The 18,769-nt window shown below is 41.2% G+C and carries 12 protein-coding genes and 1 tRNA gene; 5 read left to right on the plus strand and 8 right to left on the minus strand.

Annotated features, from left to right (window positions below; genetic code table 11):
• Positions 1–6: 6 nt before the first annotated feature.
• The 5 genes from PLZ15_02270 to PLZ15_02290 are packed head-to-tail and all read right to left on the minus strand — an operon-like array spanning position 7 to position 11,134.
• Entirely contained in the window at positions 7–1,926 is a 1,920-nt protein-coding gene (locus tag PLZ15_02270) for a T9SS type A sorting domain-containing protein (protein HOI28558.1), read from the minus strand.
• 54 nt (positions 1,927–1,980) lie between these two features.
• A complete protein-coding gene (locus PLZ15_02275; GenBank protein ID HOI28559.1) occupies positions 1,981–3,003 on the minus strand; it encodes a PorV/PorQ family protein in 1,023 nt (340 codons plus the stop codon).
• Between the two features lie 33 nt (positions 3,004–3,036).
• Entirely contained in the window at positions 3,037–6,705 is a 3,669-nt protein-coding gene (locus PLZ15_02280; GenBank protein HOI28560.1) for a hypothetical protein, read from the minus strand.
• 29 nt (positions 6,706–6,734) lie between these two features.
• Entirely contained in the window at positions 6,735–9,416 is a 2,682-nt protein-coding gene (locus tag PLZ15_02285; GenBank protein ID HOI28561.1) for a TonB-dependent receptor, read from the minus strand.
• Positions 9,417–9,454: 38 nt separating this feature from the next.
• Positions 9,455–11,134 (minus strand): peptidylprolyl isomerase, encoded by a 1,680-nt coding sequence (locus tag PLZ15_02290; protein HOI28562.1) that lies wholly within the window; start codon positions 11,132–11,134, stop codon positions 9,455–9,457.
• A 319-nt stretch (positions 11,135–11,453) separates the two neighbouring features.
• Here PLZ15_02290 and PLZ15_02295 point away from each other — a divergent pair, with 319 nt between their 5' ends.
• The 4 genes from PLZ15_02295 (at position 11,454) to PLZ15_02310 (ending at position 14,783) form a co-directional block, all read left to right on the plus strand.
• Positions 11,454–12,482: a LacI family DNA-binding transcriptional regulator gene (locus PLZ15_02295; GenBank protein HOI28563.1), complete on the plus strand. Its 1,029-nt coding sequence runs from the start codon at positions 11,454–11,456 to the stop codon at positions 12,480–12,482.
• 101 nt (positions 12,483–12,583) lie between these two features.
• Positions 12,584–13,486 carry a ribonuclease HIII gene (gene rnhC, locus PLZ15_02300; GenBank protein ID HOI28564.1) on the plus strand — a complete coding sequence of 301 codons (903 nt, stop codon included), beginning with the start codon at positions 12,584–12,586 and terminating at the stop codon, positions 13,484–13,486.
• A gap of 40 nt (positions 13,487–13,526) precedes the next feature.
• Entirely contained in the window at positions 13,527–14,630 is a 1,104-nt protein-coding gene (locus PLZ15_02305; GenBank protein HOI28565.1) for an ATP-dependent 6-phosphofructokinase, read from the plus strand.
• A gap of 79 nt (positions 14,631–14,709) precedes the next feature.
• A tRNA-Asp gene (locus PLZ15_02310) sits at positions 14,710–14,783 on the plus strand.
• Between the two features lie 214 nt (positions 14,784–14,997).
• On the opposite strand, the gene PLZ15_02315 is transcribed toward PLZ15_02310, so the two are convergent.
• Together PLZ15_02315 and PLZ15_02320 are read right to left on the minus strand one after the other, a co-directional pair.
• Complete coding sequence (locus tag PLZ15_02315; protein HOI28566.1) at positions 14,998–15,492, minus strand: hypothetical protein; 495 nt, start codon at positions 15,490–15,492, stop codon at positions 14,998–15,000.
• Positions 15,493–15,590: 98 nt separating this feature from the next.
• On the minus strand, positions 15,591–16,667 hold the full coding sequence (locus tag PLZ15_02320) for a hypothetical protein (GenBank protein HOI28567.1): 1,077 nt from the start codon (positions 16,665–16,667) through the stop codon (positions 15,591–15,593).
• Between the two features lie 711 nt (positions 16,668–17,378).
• Here PLZ15_02320 and PLZ15_02325 point away from each other — a divergent pair.
• Positions 17,379–17,720 (plus strand): RNA-binding protein, encoded by a 342-nt coding sequence (locus tag PLZ15_02325; protein ID HOI28568.1) that lies wholly within the window; start codon positions 17,379–17,381, stop codon positions 17,718–17,720.
• Between the two features lie 41 nt (positions 17,721–17,761).
• On the opposite strand, the gene PLZ15_02330 is transcribed toward PLZ15_02325, so the two are convergent.
• Entirely contained in the window at positions 17,762–18,577 is an 816-nt protein-coding gene (locus PLZ15_02330) for a hypothetical protein (GenBank protein HOI28569.1), read from the minus strand.
• Positions 18,578–18,769: the final 192 nt, after the last annotated feature.

Consider the following 18,769-nt stretch of genomic DNA (forward strand, 5'->3'; position numbering starts at 1 on the left):
TCCGGATTACTTAATGAGCATCATCTTCTTTGTTGATGAGAAGCTGCCTGCATTAAGCTGATAGAAGTAAATTCCGCTGCTCATTTTGGAAGCATTGAAATCAAATTCATAAGAACCTGCCTTCAATTCTTTATTAACGAGAACAGCTACTTCCTGACCGAGAACGTTATAGATTTTAAGGCTTACCAATTGATCATTCGGTACGCTGAATCTGATAACTGTTGTCGGGTTGAACGGATTAGGATAATTCTGATCAAGTGTATACTGAGTCGGTATTCCGAATTCAAGATCGCGGACACTTGATAATCCAGCCGGCCATGTTTCGAACTGCGAGGATTTGTCTGCATCTGTTGCCCATGTATCGATAGGAGCGGTGTAAGGCTGAGTAAACTGTCTCGAAGCGGGCTGAGGGATATAACGGACTCTACCGGAAACAGCTGTACCAAGAGCGGTGGGCTCTCTCTGCCAGCTTCCGTCAGCTTTTTTGTAACCGTAACGGTACTGAAAAGCATTGAAAAGAGGACCGGTAATAGTCATTGTACCTTCGTAGATCTTATCGCCGTCGGCATCCGTCAGCTCAAATTTTTCAACAGCATCTTCAGCGCCTTCCCAACCCATCATTCTCTGGAACAGAGGTTGACGCGGCAGCCAGTACAATTTATCGCCGGCTTCCATAGGAACAGCAACTTTGTTGGCATCAAATGCATCGGTCATATTAACGCGGAATTTGATTGATACAGTTTGTCCGTGTCCGATGAAGAAGGCTGGGTGAACGTCATCGTAATAGAGAGGAAGTTCCTGCTGATTAGTTTCACCTTTAAATGTAACAGAACGGTCGCCGCCACCTGTTGAGTTCGGTCTTTCCCAGGTATCGAGCCAGATGCCCGGATTCTGGAGAACGACATAATACTTATAAGTTTGGGTACCGTTTACTTCCTGATTAACAAACGGAACCGAGAGGAACCATTTTTCAGGGAATAAAGGATCCTGATTCATATAAGTTCTTGCGCGGTCAGCATCGCTCCATCCGTTAAAACCTCCTCTGATCTGGAGAACATCAACCGCAGGATCGTAAACGCCGAGTTCTTCAAGAACACCCATATCGAGGTTAAAGGTAATAGCACCGGAAGCAAGCTGAATATTTGGGTCGGTGTTGTTCCAGAATCTTGTAACATCATTAGTACCGTCAATAACACCGTAGATTCTGTTATTATCGCCTGTAATAACATCGCTCATATAAGGTTGGTTTTCAGGGCTTTCCCATGTACCTGCGCTTGCTGCTCCGCCCTGGCTGTTGAAGATAAATTTGTACATAAGAACAGTACCAGATGTAATTTGAACTGTTTTAGTGTACTTTTTATCACCATCGGCATCGGTCAATTCAACCGCACCGGTTCCCCAATCAGTAAAGCTACCGGCTACATAGACTTTACCAACTGCAGGGTCGAATCCCTGCATGATCGGGAGGGACATGTCGATGCTGAAGTTGACATCAGCATCAACAGCAGTATAAGTACCGCCGGTTGCAAAATCACCGCTGTTATAAAATGCAGCAGGCAAATCGGTATTAGCAGTAATGACGGCATTACGGTTACCGCCATTTACGTCAGATTCCCAGCCGGTATTAACTCCGCCGGCTCCGTTGTGATAGAATTTATAGAACATTTTGTTAGTACCGGCTTCAAGCTTTGCCGGATCAACAGCAAATGTTCCTTCATAAATCCTGTCGCCGTCAGCATCAGTCAGCTGACTCTCGCCCCAATCGTTGAAATTACCTCTGGCATAAACGCCGTCGGCAGCGGTCAATCTTCCTTTCGTAAATTCAATATTCATGTTGACTACAAACTTAACCTGAAAAGTCTGTGCAACAATAAAGGAAGAGCTAACCATTAGCAGTAAAGCGAGCAGTAAGAATATTTTCTTCATGATACCTCCATTTAGGTTAGTGAATAACAATCAATATATTTATAAATCAGTTAATTAAAAACCAATAACAATTCCAAAACTGTGTAGATGATCGAGATACTCCATCTTCTCGTAAGAATAATCGACCGAGATTCTGAAGACTCCAAGACCGCCGTAGTTAATACCGGCGCCGAGAGTTAATCCTTCCTGAGTATCTTTAAGGAACAAACTCTTGTAACCTCCTCTTAGAGAAATGAGATTATCGAAGAGAGAGATTTCGCCGCCAATATTCACCCACTGATTATTATCGTTCGGATGAACCGCGTCAACAGCCAGCGTAAGCCTGTGCTGATCCATAATAATAAAATCGCGAGAGAGGCCTACCTGAAGTCTTAATGGTAATTCAAATTCATCTGTTTTGTAGTAAGCATCCAGGGTCTGGTTATTTCCCGCACGCTGCGGATCAGGATCGTGACGGATTAAAAGATCGTCGCCGCTCATACGAAGCTTCGAACCGTAGTTGGATATGCTCGAAGCAAATTTGATACCGTAGAACGGAGTTGTATAAATAGTACCGATATCAATTCCGAATCCATCCGCACTCGAATTGTAGATACCTTCCCTAATGTATTTGATTGTAGCGCCAACCGCAAAATCCTGGGTAATAAATTTTGCGAAAGTAAAGCCGAAAGCATAACTACCGGCAGAGAATTTTTCGCCAGTTCCTTCGGGATAGTATTCTGTTGTTACATCCATCTCACCAACATTAAGCGCGGTAACATTAATACCGAACACACCAATATCACCTGCTGGAATAACCAGACCAAAATAATTAACGTTAATATCGGCGAACATTTTTGTATAAGTGAATACGGCCTGATACTGACTGATTCCCGCAATTCCGGAAGGGTTCCAGTACATAGCAGAAGCATCGTTAGCAACAGCACTATATGCGGTGCCCATAGCATTCGCCCTTGGCCCAATACCGATACTCAGGAATTTTGCAGCAGTTGTTCCGGTCTTGGTAACCTTCTGGGCTGCCACAGGGGAAAGGACTGCAGCCGCAATTAAAATCAATAATATTTTTTTACCTGACATGACTAAACTCCTTAAAATTATATTCCCTCAGAATTATTTAATCACTGCAAATTTCCCGATCCTAGTACCGATACCGGGTGCATCTACATGAAATACATAAATTCCATAAGCGATATTTAGATTATCTTTTGTAAGCATATTCCACTCTGCAGTGCCGTCATTCAAAGGACTTTCATGTTCAATGACATCGACCAATTCACCGTTAATCGTAAATATTCTTATTGTGCATTTACTAGGAAGATGATTGAACTGCAGTAAACGCGGGCCTCTTCCGCTTGCGTAAGGATTTTTTGCTTCCCATTGAGCGGAGGCAACATAAGGATTGGGTACAACTTTAATTTTGTCCATTGCTTTCTTTGCTTCTTCAAGATCAATTTTCCCGGAGGTAGCAACAAATCTGAAAACATCGCCCGAGAGGAATGGTTTTTTCAGACGGATTTCTATTTTATCTCCATTCCGCGGCAATCTTAAACCGTTAGCGGTACTCGGAGTTTCAATTAAGTAGAACCACCAGGTATATTTAAGCACACCGTTCTGATCCGGTTCAAGAAAGACTATTCGGTCTCTCCTTGCACCGTTAACCGAGAAGTTTCCATCAGTACCATCCACCTCAACAAAACCGAATTCGATATATTTATTCTGACTGATATTGAATACCTTAAAATTAACAGGCCGTGCGGGGAACGTATTAACACCTAGCTGAATTTGCTTGGATGTTCCGAAACCGAGATCGCCGAATTCAATTTTGTAGTCATTCGGTCTTTCTTCTCCGTTAATACCGCCCTGCCATACAAATTTTTCGAACTGATAATTTACAATTTTCGGATCCGACCAGATTGAATTAGTACGATCCAACTCAACTCTCGATTCATTAAGAAAACCAAGTCTGAATCCGTCCGTAAGCGGCTGTTCAAAATCCGATGCGAGATTTCTGCTTTTGTTTATCAAAGTTACACCGGCAGTACTGTCTCTCAGAGAAAATGATTTTGTTGTAAGAGTATCAGGCACACCGGTTCGTGATGCAAGTTTTACAGTATCTTCGAATGTAATATAATAGACGTGATTATTTTTGATTTTATTAATATCCACAATTTTATAGTTTACCCTTCCGGAGGTAGTGCCCTGCAACAGAGAAATATTTCCAAGTGTTGGAGGGACATAACCCGCAACCGGGGCGGAGGGAGTAACTCTGGCTACATTAGAACCGAGTTTAACACTGCCGTCGGCCTGAAGCGAAACACGAATTGTCGATTCGGATGGAATTATGTCTCCTGCCGGGAAACCGAAATCGTAGGCGACAACAGCATAATAATAAGTGAAACCATTCTGAACGGTAGTATCCACAAATTCATGTTTAAGACCGGTATCATCGCCAAGATAGTATTTAATACCATCGATTCCGATCGGATCGAATCCCTTAATACCATTTACAAGATCGAACTGGGCAATCGGCAGTCTGAACTGTCTTCCGCCGAAGCCGTTAGTGATCTGCTCAGCATCCTGGAACGCAGGATCGGATGCTCTGTAAATTTTATATCCTTCAAAGTCTCTTCCGTTTCCGCCGATAGCATCGATATACGCGTCGAAAGATCTTTCGGCCACATCATCCCAGTAGAGAGTTACTCTGTTATCACCGGGTATTGCAGAAAGAGTAGGAGTAAGAGGTGCGTTAGCGAAGCGGTAATCGTTATTATATGTTTCCTGAGCGCGGACTCTTTTGCGAAGTATTTCGCCTTTTCTGAATTGTCCGCCCGGATCAGGTACCGTACCGTTAGCAAGAAGAACAACTAGAGAGATCGGTTCCTGCTGACCGGATCTTAACGGGAACAAACTGGAGCTAACGAAGAGGTCATATTCACCGGCTACAACTTCCTGAGGATCGAAGAATTTACCCGGTATCATGAAGTCGAACCACATCTGCGCGTCGCTGTTAATATTCAAACCGCCAGCCGGTACATAATCTGCATTTGTGATACCGATCTGGTCGGTTTCCGATACGTCGGTCACATCAACGTTCGGTTCACCCGGGAGGCCAAGTCGTGCGCCTGAAGTAGGCTTGCCGTCGTTTTCGCCTTCATCGCCTGTATCGGCAACACCATCCATACCAACATCATCTCTGAGAGGATTCCAGTCGTAATCATTATCAATACCGTCATCTCTTGCTTCATCTACCAGTACATCAATACCATCGTCAATGCCTTCATCAACTGCGCCGTTGCCGTCGTTGTCAATACCATCAGCATATTTTTTTCCTAATGCAGATGCAACAACGTTATAGAGAATTATTTTATCGTTAACACGGTATCTGAAGAATGGGGCATCGCCAGCAGCCTGAGTAATCATCGCCTGAGAAACCACAGGACTGTTTTCTTCACCGTCGTTGTCATTATCAATTCCGTCTTTGAACGGTAGATTCAGTTTATCGGCTGTAACCATAATCAAGTGAATAGCACCGTTCTGGAGTTGATCGAGCGGAGGCCAGAGTTTCCATTTATTTGTACCCGGGTTGGAATTTGCAAGATCGATCATCTGCTGGGTAACAACCGGGCTGTTCTGTTCAACTTTAAATCTCGGATGGAGAGCGAGATAATTGGGATCGGCAGGCTGAGCAATTCTATCAGCATATGTTACACCTCTCTGAACACCGAAGGGAACGTGTGTCTGGTTTTCGTCGATCAATCCGTTTCCGTTATCATCAATCAAGTTGTCAGGAGTTTCACCTTCGAGCATTTCAGTAGAGATCAGGTTATTAAGTTCAGGGCTATCGCCGTCGTTATCAATACGATCGAGAGCGTTGCCGGGAGTTTCGAGGAAAGCTACTGCTACAATACCAACAGGATCCGATCCGAAAGTAGGAGCTCTGTGATCGTTATCCCTCGTCCACGCAATATCCTCCAGAAGGTCGAACTCGGAAATATCATCCTGGGAATCACCGTCACCGCCGACAAAGTCAGCATACCAGATAGTAACACCAACTTTCTGCAGATCTTTAGTTCCGTCGTTTCTGATTGAATGAAGAGTATAAACTGCATCTTCAACAAGAACCTGAGACCAGGCAAGTACTCTTACATCAATAAGAAGCCCAAGGCCTTTTCTCGATAGATCTGTATCATCGGGATAATAGTTCGCGTATCTGTCGTAATTGTCGTCTGTTGCTCTGTAAAAAATCTCCTGGTCTGCATTAAAAATATTTTTGCCGAAATATCCGTTCCAGGAGCCGCGCCATCCGGGATCAACATCGTCATTCATTCTATCCGGCCAGTAAGCAGGCCATGTATCGGGATCGACGCTTGTAGCAATCTGATTCGTTGTTTCGTTGAAATAACCGGGGACAGGTTCAAAGTTCCAGGATTTACCGGCGGGAGAAGATCTATAATTCGGTACTTCAACAATTCTCTGACGTGTTCCGGTATTATCAGTTACTTCAGCACCGGCCATTAAACCAAGAAGCGCGAGATAAACCTGGCCGGTATTTTTTGGCCATTCAAACGGTGTCTGCTCATTGATTGGGAAAGAACCGCTGGTTCTGCCGGCCTGGCCGTGATTAAAGAAAGTAGCCCGGACTCTATTCCCTTCCATTTGGGCTTTGGTTCTTTTAGCAGCATTGCCTCGTTCTTTTGTCGGTACATACTGTGCGTATGATTCAATTGTCATGAACAAACTGATCGCTGCAATCAGAAAAATCTTAAACGATCTGGTCATTTATTTAATCTCCTATTTCATTAAAATCTTTAGAAAGAAAACTCGAAACCGAATTCAATTCTTCTCGGTTCACCGTAATTCCAGGGATATCTTAAATATTCTTCAACAGTATTGAGCCGGTTCGGATCCGCACTGATATTTCTTCCTTCGGTAGTATAGTCGGCTTTTCCTGTATCACCGAACACATTCACAACAACCCTGCTATCAAGAAGATTAAATACTCTTAAAAATGATGTGATATTTAATCCGCCTATTTGAAAAGTCTTATGGAGTCTCAGGTCCATCTGGAACTGAGTTGGCCTTCTTCTGCTGTTACGCTGAAGACCGGATGTTATTCCTCTATCGGCAGTATATTGGGTAATTGACGGAGTATAAGGAAGTCCTGAACCGTATCTGGCAATTGTTGAAATTCCCCAATCCTCCTGACCAACATAAAGAGAGAAATTCAACATATGGCTCTGATCCCAATCGAGAGGTATAAGGTATAAAGTCGGTTCGTTGTTACCAAGCTGTGAGTTGAATTCATCTTCGGGAGACGAATTGCTTCCTTCAGCAACCTGGTAAGTGTAATTCAAATCGACCGAAAAATAATTAGAATAACGTTTGGAGATGTTAAGAGTAATTCCCTTAACATTCGAGTAATCTTTGTTTATATAAGAGGAATATGTTACGAGGTTTCTCGTTGCTGTTAAAGGACCTGCGGTAATCCAGTTTCTGATATCCCTGTAGAATCCTGTAAACTCCATCGAAAAGTTTTCGAAAAATTCCTGTTTAAATCCTAGTTCATACATTGTTGTGCTCTGAGGTTCAAGATCAGGATTACCATAGACACCGTAACCATTACCGGTATTCGGGACATAATACGGTCCTCTGTTAAACAGGTATTGAAATGTAGGAACCTGTAAAAACTGACCGTATGAAAAGTGAAGCACACCTTTATCGCTTATAGGATATGCAATTCCGAATCGGGGTCCGAGAGACCACTTTGCTGTTGCATTTTTATAGAAATAGGGTTCCCGTTCCGCAAGAGTAAGATTTGCAAGCTCGGACCGTAAAGGAAGATTGATATTCGGATCTGTCGGATCGACGAGAACTTTACCTCTGGAATCGAAGTAATCGAGACGGAGGCCGATATTTATAATGACGCTTTCAAATTCGATCTTATCCTGAATATAAGCAGAGAGCTCAACAGGAGTTGCGCTGTACTTGGTTCTGTTAGGTGTATTCTCTTCGGGTATGGAAGGAATAAACGGTTCAACTTCAATATTATTGACGCGGAGGGGCTCTAGGTTGAAATCATCAAAACGGAGATCGTGAAGTCTTCCTTCGATACCGAATTTAATAAGGTGGTTTTCGCTGATCTGGCTTGTATAGTCGAGTTTACCGATAAGTGTTTCGGTCTTTCTGTAGAACCGGTGATTATTAGTACCCTGAGTTACGAAAGCATAAGAAACTGTTCTAAGAGAATTAGGATGCATGTAACGTGAATCAAAAGGATCCTCGTACAGATACTCTTCAAAATCCTTTTGGAATTTCGAGAGCTTAAGTGTGTAGAAAGCTTTGCCTGAAATTGTATGGGTCATAGTAAACGTAGCATTGTAGCTTTCTGCAAACTTGTTTACATCACCTGCCGGATTCCATTTAAAGAAATGATTATAATCTTTGTAGTTCTCTTTTGAATAAAGGACTTCCGCATTGAACTTAAAATTTGATGACGCGTACCAACTCAAATTCGCCTGACCGATAAAACGCTTGGACCAGTTCATGGCAGTCAGTTCACCGCTGCCCGCAGTAGAATCGGGATTAAAATTATTATAACCGTAAAGATATCCGTCGTCGTAAACATAACGGCCGTTAACAAAAAGAGTAAGGGCATTATCAGTAAAAGGAATAGGCCCGCTTAAACTTGCCTGAAGATTATAATTTGCGAGAGGATTGATCTTATCGATTCCAACAAAATAATCTTTGAAGTTACTTAGATAGTCGCTCGAATAAATTTTAATATCGGTATTATAAGAACGTCCGCCTTCTTTTGTAACGGTGTTAACGATACCGGAAAGAGCCTGTCCGAATTCGGCATTAAAGGTTCCGCTAATAACCTGCAGCTCCTGAACACTTGAATTATCGATATCGATACCGCGGCTGTTATCGTAAGCATCGGTAATAGAGATACCGTTCACCCAGTAAGCAATTTCCGAAGAGCGTCCGCCGCGTATATGAAATTCGCCACCGGCTCCCCTTGTAACGCCGGCCTGAAGCTGAAGAACGTCGTTAATCTCTGCTACCGGGAGGTTTTTAATTTCGTCGGATGTAACGCGTGCCTGGCTCGAAGTTACGTCTTTTTGAATTCTATCGATTCCGCCCTGAACAACAATAGTTCCGAGTTCAACTGTAGTTTCTTCGAGAACCGCATCCTGATTTGTTGTAAGGTCGATCGATATCTGAACGTTTTGCACAACAACTGACTGAAAACCGATGTACTGGAATTTTACATTATACTTTCCCGGAGGAATGTTAAGGATAACATATTTCCCATCCAGATCTGTGGCCGCACCGATAGTAGTTCCCTCCAGAGTTATATTAACAAACGGAAGGGGTTCACCGGTTTTTTTATCGGTTACTTTACCAGTCAGTTTTCCCGTAGTACCCGCATAGACAAGACTGAAACTGAAAATAACCGACACAAAGAAGATAGAAAGAAACCTCTTCATAGTGTACTCCCATTAAGAATATTTAAAATAACAAAAGCCTACAGCCCGGATTCAATGCCGGCTGCCGCTAATAATTTCTCGTTGATTGAGATACTGATTTTGCTTTTTATTTTATTTATATGCGCTTCTACTATTTCCTTCGATTTCTCTTTTTTCAAAAGTCTAAGAGCATCATTACGAACGGCGGAATATTCTTTCGGACTGCCATCAACTTTTTCTATTACCCTGAAAATACCATGATAATTCTGGATCATAACCGGTCCAACAATAGAACCGAGCGGGGAATTCCACAAAACATCCTTTAACTGACCGAATTTCTCAATTTCAGATAACTCAATAATCCCGTTATTAGAAGCAGACCATTCTCTCAAAGAGTATTGCCGGGCTAAAGAACCAAAATCCTCCCCTTTACCGATCCGGGCAATCAAGTCGGCTGCAACTGTTGAATCATTCACGATTATTTCCTGAATGCTGATTTTAGGGGAAGTCATGAAATAGACCAGATTATCATTATAGAATTTATTTATTACAGAATCAGGGAAATTCGCGTTATTACTTATTTCCAATCTTTTATATTTGAGAAAAAGATTCCCCTTATATTTCTTCAAAGTAGATAAAACCTCTGGATCCCTATCGTATCTCTTCTTAACGGCAATATCGAAAAGCAGATCCTGAAGAACTAAACCTTTGAGAACAGTTTTAAGATTTTCAATAGAGGTTATTTTATCCCGATGAAAATAAGGAATATCATTCAGCCGCTGAACCGTCTCCCCGGCTGAATAAGTCCTTTCACCGTACTTAAGTAGAATAGAGGAATAATCAATTACTTCATTCTTTTCCGCTTTATCGGCATCAGAATATCTAAAATTATCGTAAATAAGTCCAAGCATTTTTTCGTTAATATCTACTTTTTTCTGATCATAAATTGAATTAATAAATTCCCATTCGGCCGGTTTTTTCTTTCTTATTTTTACAACACGTTCCATGTGGGCTTTTTTTCTTAGAAATTCGTCTTCTGTGATTAAGGGCTGCGGAATCCTGTCTTCAAGTTTGATGATACTGAAACCGTACCGGGTTTTAACCGGTGCTGAAATTTCACCGGGTTTAAGTGAATAAGCCGCATCTTCAAAGTCGGGATCCATATCACCCCAGGAAAAATAACCGAGATAACCGCCGTTAAAAGCCAGGACGGAATCTGTAAAAACCTGTTTTGCCAGCTGATTAAAATCCGCACCAGTCTGAAGCAACTGATAAAGACTATTTGCCTCATCTTCAGTTTCAGCAAACAAGTGTCTAGCAGCAATTTTCTCCTGGGATTTGTAAAAGGCGTCTCTTATTTCATTATCTGTTACATTGATTCTCGCGTAAACATCTCTGTCTTTAAGAAAAGCCAGTATGGTCTGTTTTTCGATCCACTTGCTCTCTTTAATAAATTCGGGATTTGATTCGATGGCCGAATTATCATCATAATTATTCAGGAGAATTTCATTAATCATATTATTGATGATGGAACGCCTTACAACGATATTATCCTTAATACCGGAAGAAAAAAGATAATCCTGAAGGCGCTGCTGAAACTCGTAGACCGGAATTGAAATCGAACCGATCTTCGCAATAATCTTTTCAGGTAGCGCTAACTTTTGAGATTTTACTGGTTGGGAGTCAAATAGAAATGAAATTAAAAACAATACTAAGACAGTGTAAAACTGTTTTGTCATATACAATCTTTCAAAAAAGAGGACTGATTAAACCGCGGTGAAAGATTTACCCAAAGGATATACTTATTCTATTATAGTTCTCTAATCCCGGCTTAAAATTACAAAAACCTTCTATTAAAAATCAACTTAATTGAAGTGTTAAGAACGGGCAATTATAAATGAAACAGGTATGAAATCCGGTATCATAAATTATAGCACTAATAGAAAATTCAACCGGCGGAAAGAAAAATCCAGCGACAAGGAAATAAACCGTTTATGTGAAAATTAAGCGATAATTACTTATAATTATAATTGAAAGAATGAAAAAGATTCTCAAAGTATGCGTCCCAAACTGGTTACATTAAATGATATAGCAAAGAAAATAGGCGTATCGATAATAACAGTATCGAAGGCGCTGCGGGACCACCCCGACATTTCCGAAAGTACAGCCAGATTAGTAAAGAAAACGGCCGACGAGCTCGGCTACTCGCCAAATTTCATGGCCCGGAATCTTGCATCGAAGAAATCGAATTCAATCGGCGTAGTATTACCCCAGATTGCTCATCATTTTTTCAGCACACTTATGAATGACATTTACGATTATGCTATTGAGAAGAATTACCAGGTCTTTCTAACTGTTTCCCAGGAAAACGCCGAGATGCAAAAAAAACAGATTGAGACCCTCCTTTCTATGAGAGTGGACGGATTGATCATTTCGATATCACAGGACACTTCCAACTTTGGAATATTTAAGAACGCCCTCGACCGTCAGATTCCAATGGTTTTTATGGACCGGATACCTGACTTGCCGAGCTGCAATAAAGTAACAGTTGACGATAAAAAGGGCGCATTCCACGCAATTGATCACGTCGTTAATCTGGGCTACCGCCGGATCGCTCACTTCGCCGGTTATTCGAATATTAATATAGGGCGCGACAGACTCGAAGGATTCAAGAACGCTATGCAATTCCACGGACTTGAGATAAACAACGACTGGATAATAGAAGGAGACTACGAAGAGAAGCACGGATATGATTCGTTCATGAAATTGTATCACGAGAAAAATCTACCCGATCTTATTCTTGCGGTTACATTTCCGGTGGCAATCGGAATTTATTCCGCCGCGAAGGAAGTAGGATTAAAAATTCCTGACGATATCGACCTGATCTGCTTCGGCAATTCGCCCGTTCAGGAATTCCTCTCCCCGCCATTAAGCTGTATAAATCAGCCGACCGATCTGCTGGCTAAGAGATCGATGGACCTGCTTCTTGAGAACATCGACAAACCGGAATCCTTTGAACATCAGAATATAGTTATCGATACGGAATTGATCTTGCGCGGCACATGCATCAATTATAACAGAGGATAGAAATATTCGTCCGGATTTTATTTCTTCCTATTCTTATTTCAATTCTTGGATTATAAAATTCCGTCAGCTAATTTTCGAACTGATTAATTTACAGAATCAGAATGGATCTGAAAGAAAAAGCCCTTAGACGTCTTAAAGACCTTAGAAAGACCGCGGAGAAATCAGGATTAAGCCTCTCCGGAATTGATACGAAAGAATTTAATCACGAGTTTACTGCGATTGCCGGGAAAGAAAGGATTAAAGTTCAGGTCTACTTCGGAAAGAAAGGTTTGAAAACGGTTCTTCAGGGGGATTTAAAATCCGGACTTTACTTCAGACTCAAAGAACTGCTTATTGATCAGGTGAGTTTAAATCTGGCAGAACAGGAAAAGAAGGAACCGGAAGAATATATCGGTACAGATGAAGTGGGAAAAGGCGATTTCTTCGGTCCGCTTGTAGTCGCGGCTGTTTATACAGATCCCGGTACAAGGGAAAAATTAAAGAGGATCGGTGTTAGGGACAGCAAGGAGATCGGTGATCTACAGATTCTTCAGCTTGCAAGGGAAATTAAAGAGATAACACAAGACAGATTTGAGGTTGTGTTAATAAGTCCATCAAAATACAACGACCTTTACGGAAAACTGAAAAATTTAAATCAGCTTTTAAACTGGGCGCATTCTAAAGCAATCGACAATCTGCTCGATAATACAGAGTGCAAATATGTAATAACGGATAAGTTCAGCAGAAAGGATCTGGATGTTTCAACTTTGTCCGCACATGCGGATGTTGAATTTGTTCAGGAGACAAAAGCCGAGAGATTTACAGGAGTAGCGGCAGCATCAATTATTGCCCGGGGCGCATTTCTTGAGTGGTTTGATCAGCAGGCAAAGAAAGGATACCGGATTCCCAAAGGCGCCTCGTTAGAGGTTGAAGATTACGCAAAAAAGCTGCTGAAGAAAATCGGTCCTGAAAAATTCGATCAGCTTGTAAAAAAACATTTTAAGACGTACAATAAAATCTTGTAACTATTTTAATAACACTTAAAAAATATTTCGGGGATGAAAATTGACTCGATCAAAAGTTAAAAGAATCGGAATACTTACCGGAGGCGGGGACTGTCCAGGACTGAATGCTGTGATAAGAGGAGTAGCCAAACCGGCTCACGATAACGGGCTAAGCGTAATCGGAATCCTGGACGGATTCGAAGGACTTGTGGAAGGAAAAGCCATTGAATTATACAACCGGGATGTTTCCGGAATCCTGGCTAAAGGAGGAACGATACTCGGATCCTCGAATAAAGGGGACCCGTTCCACTGGCCGGAAGAAGTGAACGGCAAGATCAAAATTGTAGACCGTTCCAAAGACGCTCTTAAAAACTATCTGGCATGGGACCTTGATGCGATCGTGGCAATAGGGGGCGACGGAACAATGCACATCGCAAATTATCTGAGCGAAATGGGAATGAACATTGTCGGCGTTCCGAAAACCATCGATAACGACCTTGAGGCGACCGATCAGACTTTCGGACACGACTCGGCAGTCTTTGTTGTAACGGAAGCGTTGGACCGACTTCATACAACAGCTTCGGCACATCACCGTATAATGGTATGCGAAGTAATGGGAAGATACGCCGGATGGATTGCACTTAACGGTGGCCTAGCAGGCGGAGCGGATATAATTTTAATTCCGGAGCTGCCGTTTAACTGGAATGTTGTTTACGACCATGTCATGAGGCGCAATATGAAAGGTAAGCGTTTCAGTATTGTCTGTGTAGCTGAAGGAGCCAAACCGAAAGACGGTAAATTGGTTATGAAAGGAAAGGATATTAAAAGGACTGACCCGATACAACTCGGCGGTATCGGCGAGCTCGTTGCAAAAAGGATAAGCGATAACACCGGACTGGAAACACGGTACACAGTACTCGGACATTTACAAAGGGGCGGCAGTCCAACGCCTTACGACCGGATATTATCGACGAAATTCGGAACCAACGCGATTCAGCTGGTCATTAAGAAAAAATTCGGCAGGATGGTAGCTTTAAAAGGATCGGAGATAAAGAGCGTAAGGATAATTGATGCGATTTCGCACCAGAAACTGGTGAAACCGAACGATCAGGGGGTTTTAGCGGCACATGCTGTAGGTGTTAGTTTTGGAACTGAAAAATTATAAGCGCGCTTGTTTCGATTAGGGAATATTACTATTTTTGTGCGCCAATTTAACAATTGTCATCTGTTGTTAATTGAAATAAGGGGTCGTAGTTCAGTTGGTTAGAACGCCTGCCTGTCACGCAGGAGGTCGCGAGTTCGAGTCTCGTCGGCCCCGCAAAAACCCGCCATATGGCGGGTTTTTTCATTTATGTAAGAACTGATAATTTAGCTTGGAGGTTAGAACGCCACAACCTGGATTGGGGCAGGTTTACAAAAAAGAGTTGTAGATATAGTGAGGAGCTAATCGGTTGCACAGGAGGTCGTCCCGATTCCAATTAGTTTTGGAATCGGGAAGTTTCCCCTGTACGGATCTGTCAGGATAGAATATATTAAAGGTCCAGACTGCCGATAAACAGATTCAGGTTGATCCCTATAAAAGATTTCGCTTCATTTAGATTTCCATAAAGCGCAACACCGATTCCAATAAAACTCCAAAACGAATAGCATAGCCTCCCTTCGAATGCTAATCCGATTGATTTGGATATAACAGATTTTGTAAAAAGGCCTTTTGATTCATCATACTTAGATTCGCCCAAACCCCCTGAAACGGTAAAATGAATATCACCTGCTTTCTCAATATATCCCAGCAAAAATCCGAACTCCTCAATAGCGCTTCCAAATACTCCGGTAGCAGCTCCGGCAGCCCGGATGGTTGCAACAACATTATCAACTCTCAAATTTACACCGGCATTCATTCCAAGGTTCATTGAACTCACACCTACTCCACCGTTGATATAGAAATTAGCCGAGGTTTCATCCTGAGCGGTTAATTCAGATATGCCCGTTATGAATAGAAGTGAAATGATAAGTGCATAATTTCTCATACATACTCCCGAATTACAGCATTTGATTAAAATAGTTCTACACCAGGAAATAAATTAATTAAGTCCGGAAGTGCGGGGAGAATAATTCTCCCCGTTGATTATGCATCCTCTTTTTTGTCTTCATCTTTAACCGGAAAATTTTGATCTGCGATTCCCCTTATATGTTTTATGTTTCCGGCCATATCAACAACAAGGAAAACCATCTCTGTAAACAGTCCCATAAACCAGAGGAACAGAATAAATGTAACAACAGTCTGCAGGAGTCCCCAGAATAAAGATTCCACATTATATTTGGCTTCATTCTTCAAGGATTCCAGTTCAGATTCAAGACTGGTTTTCTGATTATTGTAATTATCCACTTCGCTTTTAAGGTTTGCATATTCAGGCTGAATCTGATTTCTGATAGATTCATCCGAGTAATTGGCAAGGTTGATTGATTCTGTTTTCTGCAGATACCAGTTTTCAACATATTTTTTCAAATCTGTTTTAGCATTCTCATCAGGCATATTATAATCGATATAACTGACGGCCTGGTTCTTATAATAATTCAGGTAGTCATTGCTATCCGTATTTTCATTTTCCGCAATATAGACGGAAACCGAATTAAACACTTCGTTATTCGAATAAGAATTCTTTACTGAATTCATTTCTTTTTGAGCATCACTTATTTTTTTCCTTATCTCTGATTTATAATTATTGATCAATTGAGCCGACTGCTGAGACCATACTGATTCCAGCCCGTCATATTTCTGTTTTGATGCTTCAAACGAGCTGTCGACACCGTAGATATAATCCTCATACTGAGAGATCTGGGTACGCAAATACTCAGGAGGCAGAAAACTGTTCCAGGAAGAAATTATTCCTGATGCAAGAATCAGAACACCAACAATTATCCAGAATCCTTTGATTATGATAAGGAATTTGTTAAGCAGATACTGATTACTCTCTTCGTACTCCTTTTCCCCTTTCAATCCGAAAGTATTTACAGAGTCGAACAGTTTTTTAAAGTAGATTATGGGGCTGTAAAAAATTGATGCGATTATTCTCAGCAGACCAAAAAAGGTCTGCAGAAAAGTGTGCCTGTGGAATAGATAGGTAAATCCGGCCAGGATGAGCAAAGCAATAATAATTGTCCACGTTAGACTGATCCCGAAAAAGTTAAGATACTCTACCATAAACACCTCTTTTTAGTATGTAATGTACCAACCGGGAGATTTTGTACTGCTATTTATTTTTAATCCCTCTCCGCTCACATATAACAGGCTTTTGGCAATTCTAACTTTTGACCAGTCTATATTATTCTTTATAGCAATTAAATGATTGAGTAAACAGTATAACAAATTTCCGAATAAATAAACCACGCACGACATTTATTTATCGACTAGTTACAAATTAAAATAGAGGAATTATAAAAAAGACGCAATCATTGTTTTATAAGGATTGATTTAATAATTCAATTAAAATCTGCCGGTAAATAAAAGTTTCATTAAATAATTTACAGAGCAAAGAAGTTCGCGCTGACAAAAAGAGTATTGATCTCGAAGATTACCTGTGATATCATAGTAACCGGCAAAAGACGATTCCATCTGGTTAAATAGATGAAATTCGGATCCCTTTATTAAGTCACAACTTCTTAATCCCCTCTTACTTTATCCCACCGGTTTCTGCCCATTTAACAACTATTAAGAGAATAAAAAATGATTTTAACTTAATAGCTTAGTATATTGGACAGGGCATTTAATTCAGCTTCTACATGCATAGATTGAACTTACTCTTATTCATTCCGTTTATGATTTAGATTCTATGCCTGCTTAATATTCAACCGTTTTTCGCAGCAACTGAAATCATTATTTATAATTAACATAACTTCAAAAAAAGGAGTGGTAATGAATATTTTTGTCGGAAACCTGGCAAAAGAAGCTGAAGAGATGGATCTGGAAGGTCTCTTTAAAAAATACGGCGAAGTAAGAACAGTTAAAATAATAAGGGACATGTTCAGCGGTGAATCGAAAGGATTTGCATTCGTTGAAATGAAAGATAAAACCGCTGCACAGACGGCCATCAACGAGCTGAATACTTACGACCTGAAAGGGAAAAAACTTGTTGTTAACGAAGCCCGTCCTAAAACAGACAACAGGCGCGGCGGAGGCGGAAGACCCGGTGGTCAGAACCGCGGTAGAGGAAACAGGGGCGGCGGCGGTTACAGCGGCGGCGGAAGAGGCTGGTAAATCTCTGATTCCATCCGGAATTTCTTCTAAATCGAAAATTGCTAACCGGATATTGCGACTTTATCCTTTTTACATTCCTGAATTATTTTATTAAAATAATTCAGGAAAAGAAGGAAAACCAGGATTCCGGTTACCGGGGCTAATACGTAAAAAAAGTGGAGAATCGTTGTTCCGTGAATAATATCGAAGAACAACGCTCTTCTAAATGGCGTTCCCACCTCCCTCACTTTTATGATGTGATAATTGAAATACTCAAATAGAGAAAGTGCGGGCAGGTATATTATATAGATAAGAAATAAACTCGCTATTACTTTTTTTATCCTGCTGTATATATAAAGAGAGATAGAAATTATTGCAATCTGGCCGCTAAACCAGAGTAAGAAAGCAGTGAAGTTCAAGCCTGGACTGTTCCAGAAGCCAACGTTATATTTATATCCGTAGAACCCGACCCACGTAAAGGCAACAGTGATACTTGTGAAGAGAACAGTAAAGGTCTTTATATACTTCCCTGTTTCATACGGATCCTTCTCTATCATTTTCAGAACCGAGTATCGCGCAATCATTCCCCCCGCCGAAGCAAGAAGAAGGTCCGAAAAAATCTCGTTGAAACGTATTGACCCGCTCTGCTGAAAAAGGAAATAACCGAGGAACGTTTCCAGAAGGTCGAACAATAAGAAGGCAGATAATAGAATTAGTAACGGTTTTCTTGTTTTATAGAGTATCAGAAGCAGATAGAACATAAAACCGGACCAGAGCTGAACCGGGGACCAGAGGTCAAAATAGAGGATGGGATTTTCATAAATGTTTGTAAAAAGCCATCCGAATTTTTCGAAATACCAGAACCTGAAGTTTTCCAAACCGTTATCCGGAATATCAGTAATTGATGCCCCTCTACTATGCGAAAATATTAAAATCCTGAACGTAATTAAACTGATTTTTTAAATAGTATTGAAACGACTTGATTTACGTCAGCCGGGCTTCCACATGTTACAGAAATCTCTCAATTCAAATCGCTGTTTCAATTTTATTTACCTATTACTATATTAGAA

This window comes from Melioribacteraceae bacterium (assembly GCA_035362835.1).
Lineage (GTDB): Bacteria > Bacteroidota > Ignavibacteria > Ignavibacteriales > Melioribacteraceae > DSXH01.

Bases quoted from the DNA above. Each gene is read 5' to 3' on its own strand.
- PLZ15_02320 (HOI28567.1), bottom strand. From the start codon at position 16,667: ATGGTAGAGTATCTTAACTTTTTCGGGATCAGTCTAACGTGGACAATT.
- PLZ15_02290 (HOI28562.1), bottom strand. From the start codon at position 11,134: ATGACAAAACAGTTTTACACTGTCTTAGTATTGTTTTTAATTTCATTT.
- PLZ15_02270 (HOI28558.1), bottom strand. From the start codon at position 1,926: ATGAAGAAAATATTCTTACTGCTCGCTTTACTGCTAATGGTTAGCTCT.
- PLZ15_02315 (HOI28566.1), bottom strand. From the start codon at position 15,492: ATGAGAAATTATGCACTTATCATTTCACTTCTATTCATAACGGGCATA.
- PLZ15_02285 (HOI28561.1), bottom strand. From the start codon at position 9,416: ATGAAGAGGTTTCTTTCTATCTTCTTTGTGTCGGTTATTTTCAGTTTC.
- PLZ15_02275 (HOI28559.1), bottom strand. From the start codon at position 3,003: ATGTCAGGTAAAAAAATATTATTGATTTTAATTGCGGCTGCAGTCCTT.
- PLZ15_02280 (HOI28560.1), bottom strand. From the start codon at position 6,705: ATGACCAGATCGTTTAAGATTTTTCTGATTGCAGCGATCAGTTTGTTC.
- PLZ15_02325 (HOI28568.1), top strand. From the start codon at position 17,379: ATGAATATTTTTGTCGGAAACCTGGCAAAAGAAGCTGAAGAGATGGAT.
- rnhC (HOI28564.1), top strand. From the start codon at position 12,584: ATGGATCTGAAAGAAAAAGCCCTTAGACGTCTTAAAGACCTTAGAAAG.
- PLZ15_02295 (HOI28563.1), top strand. From the start codon at position 11,454: ATGCGTCCCAAACTGGTTACATTAAATGATATAGCAAAGAAAATAGGC.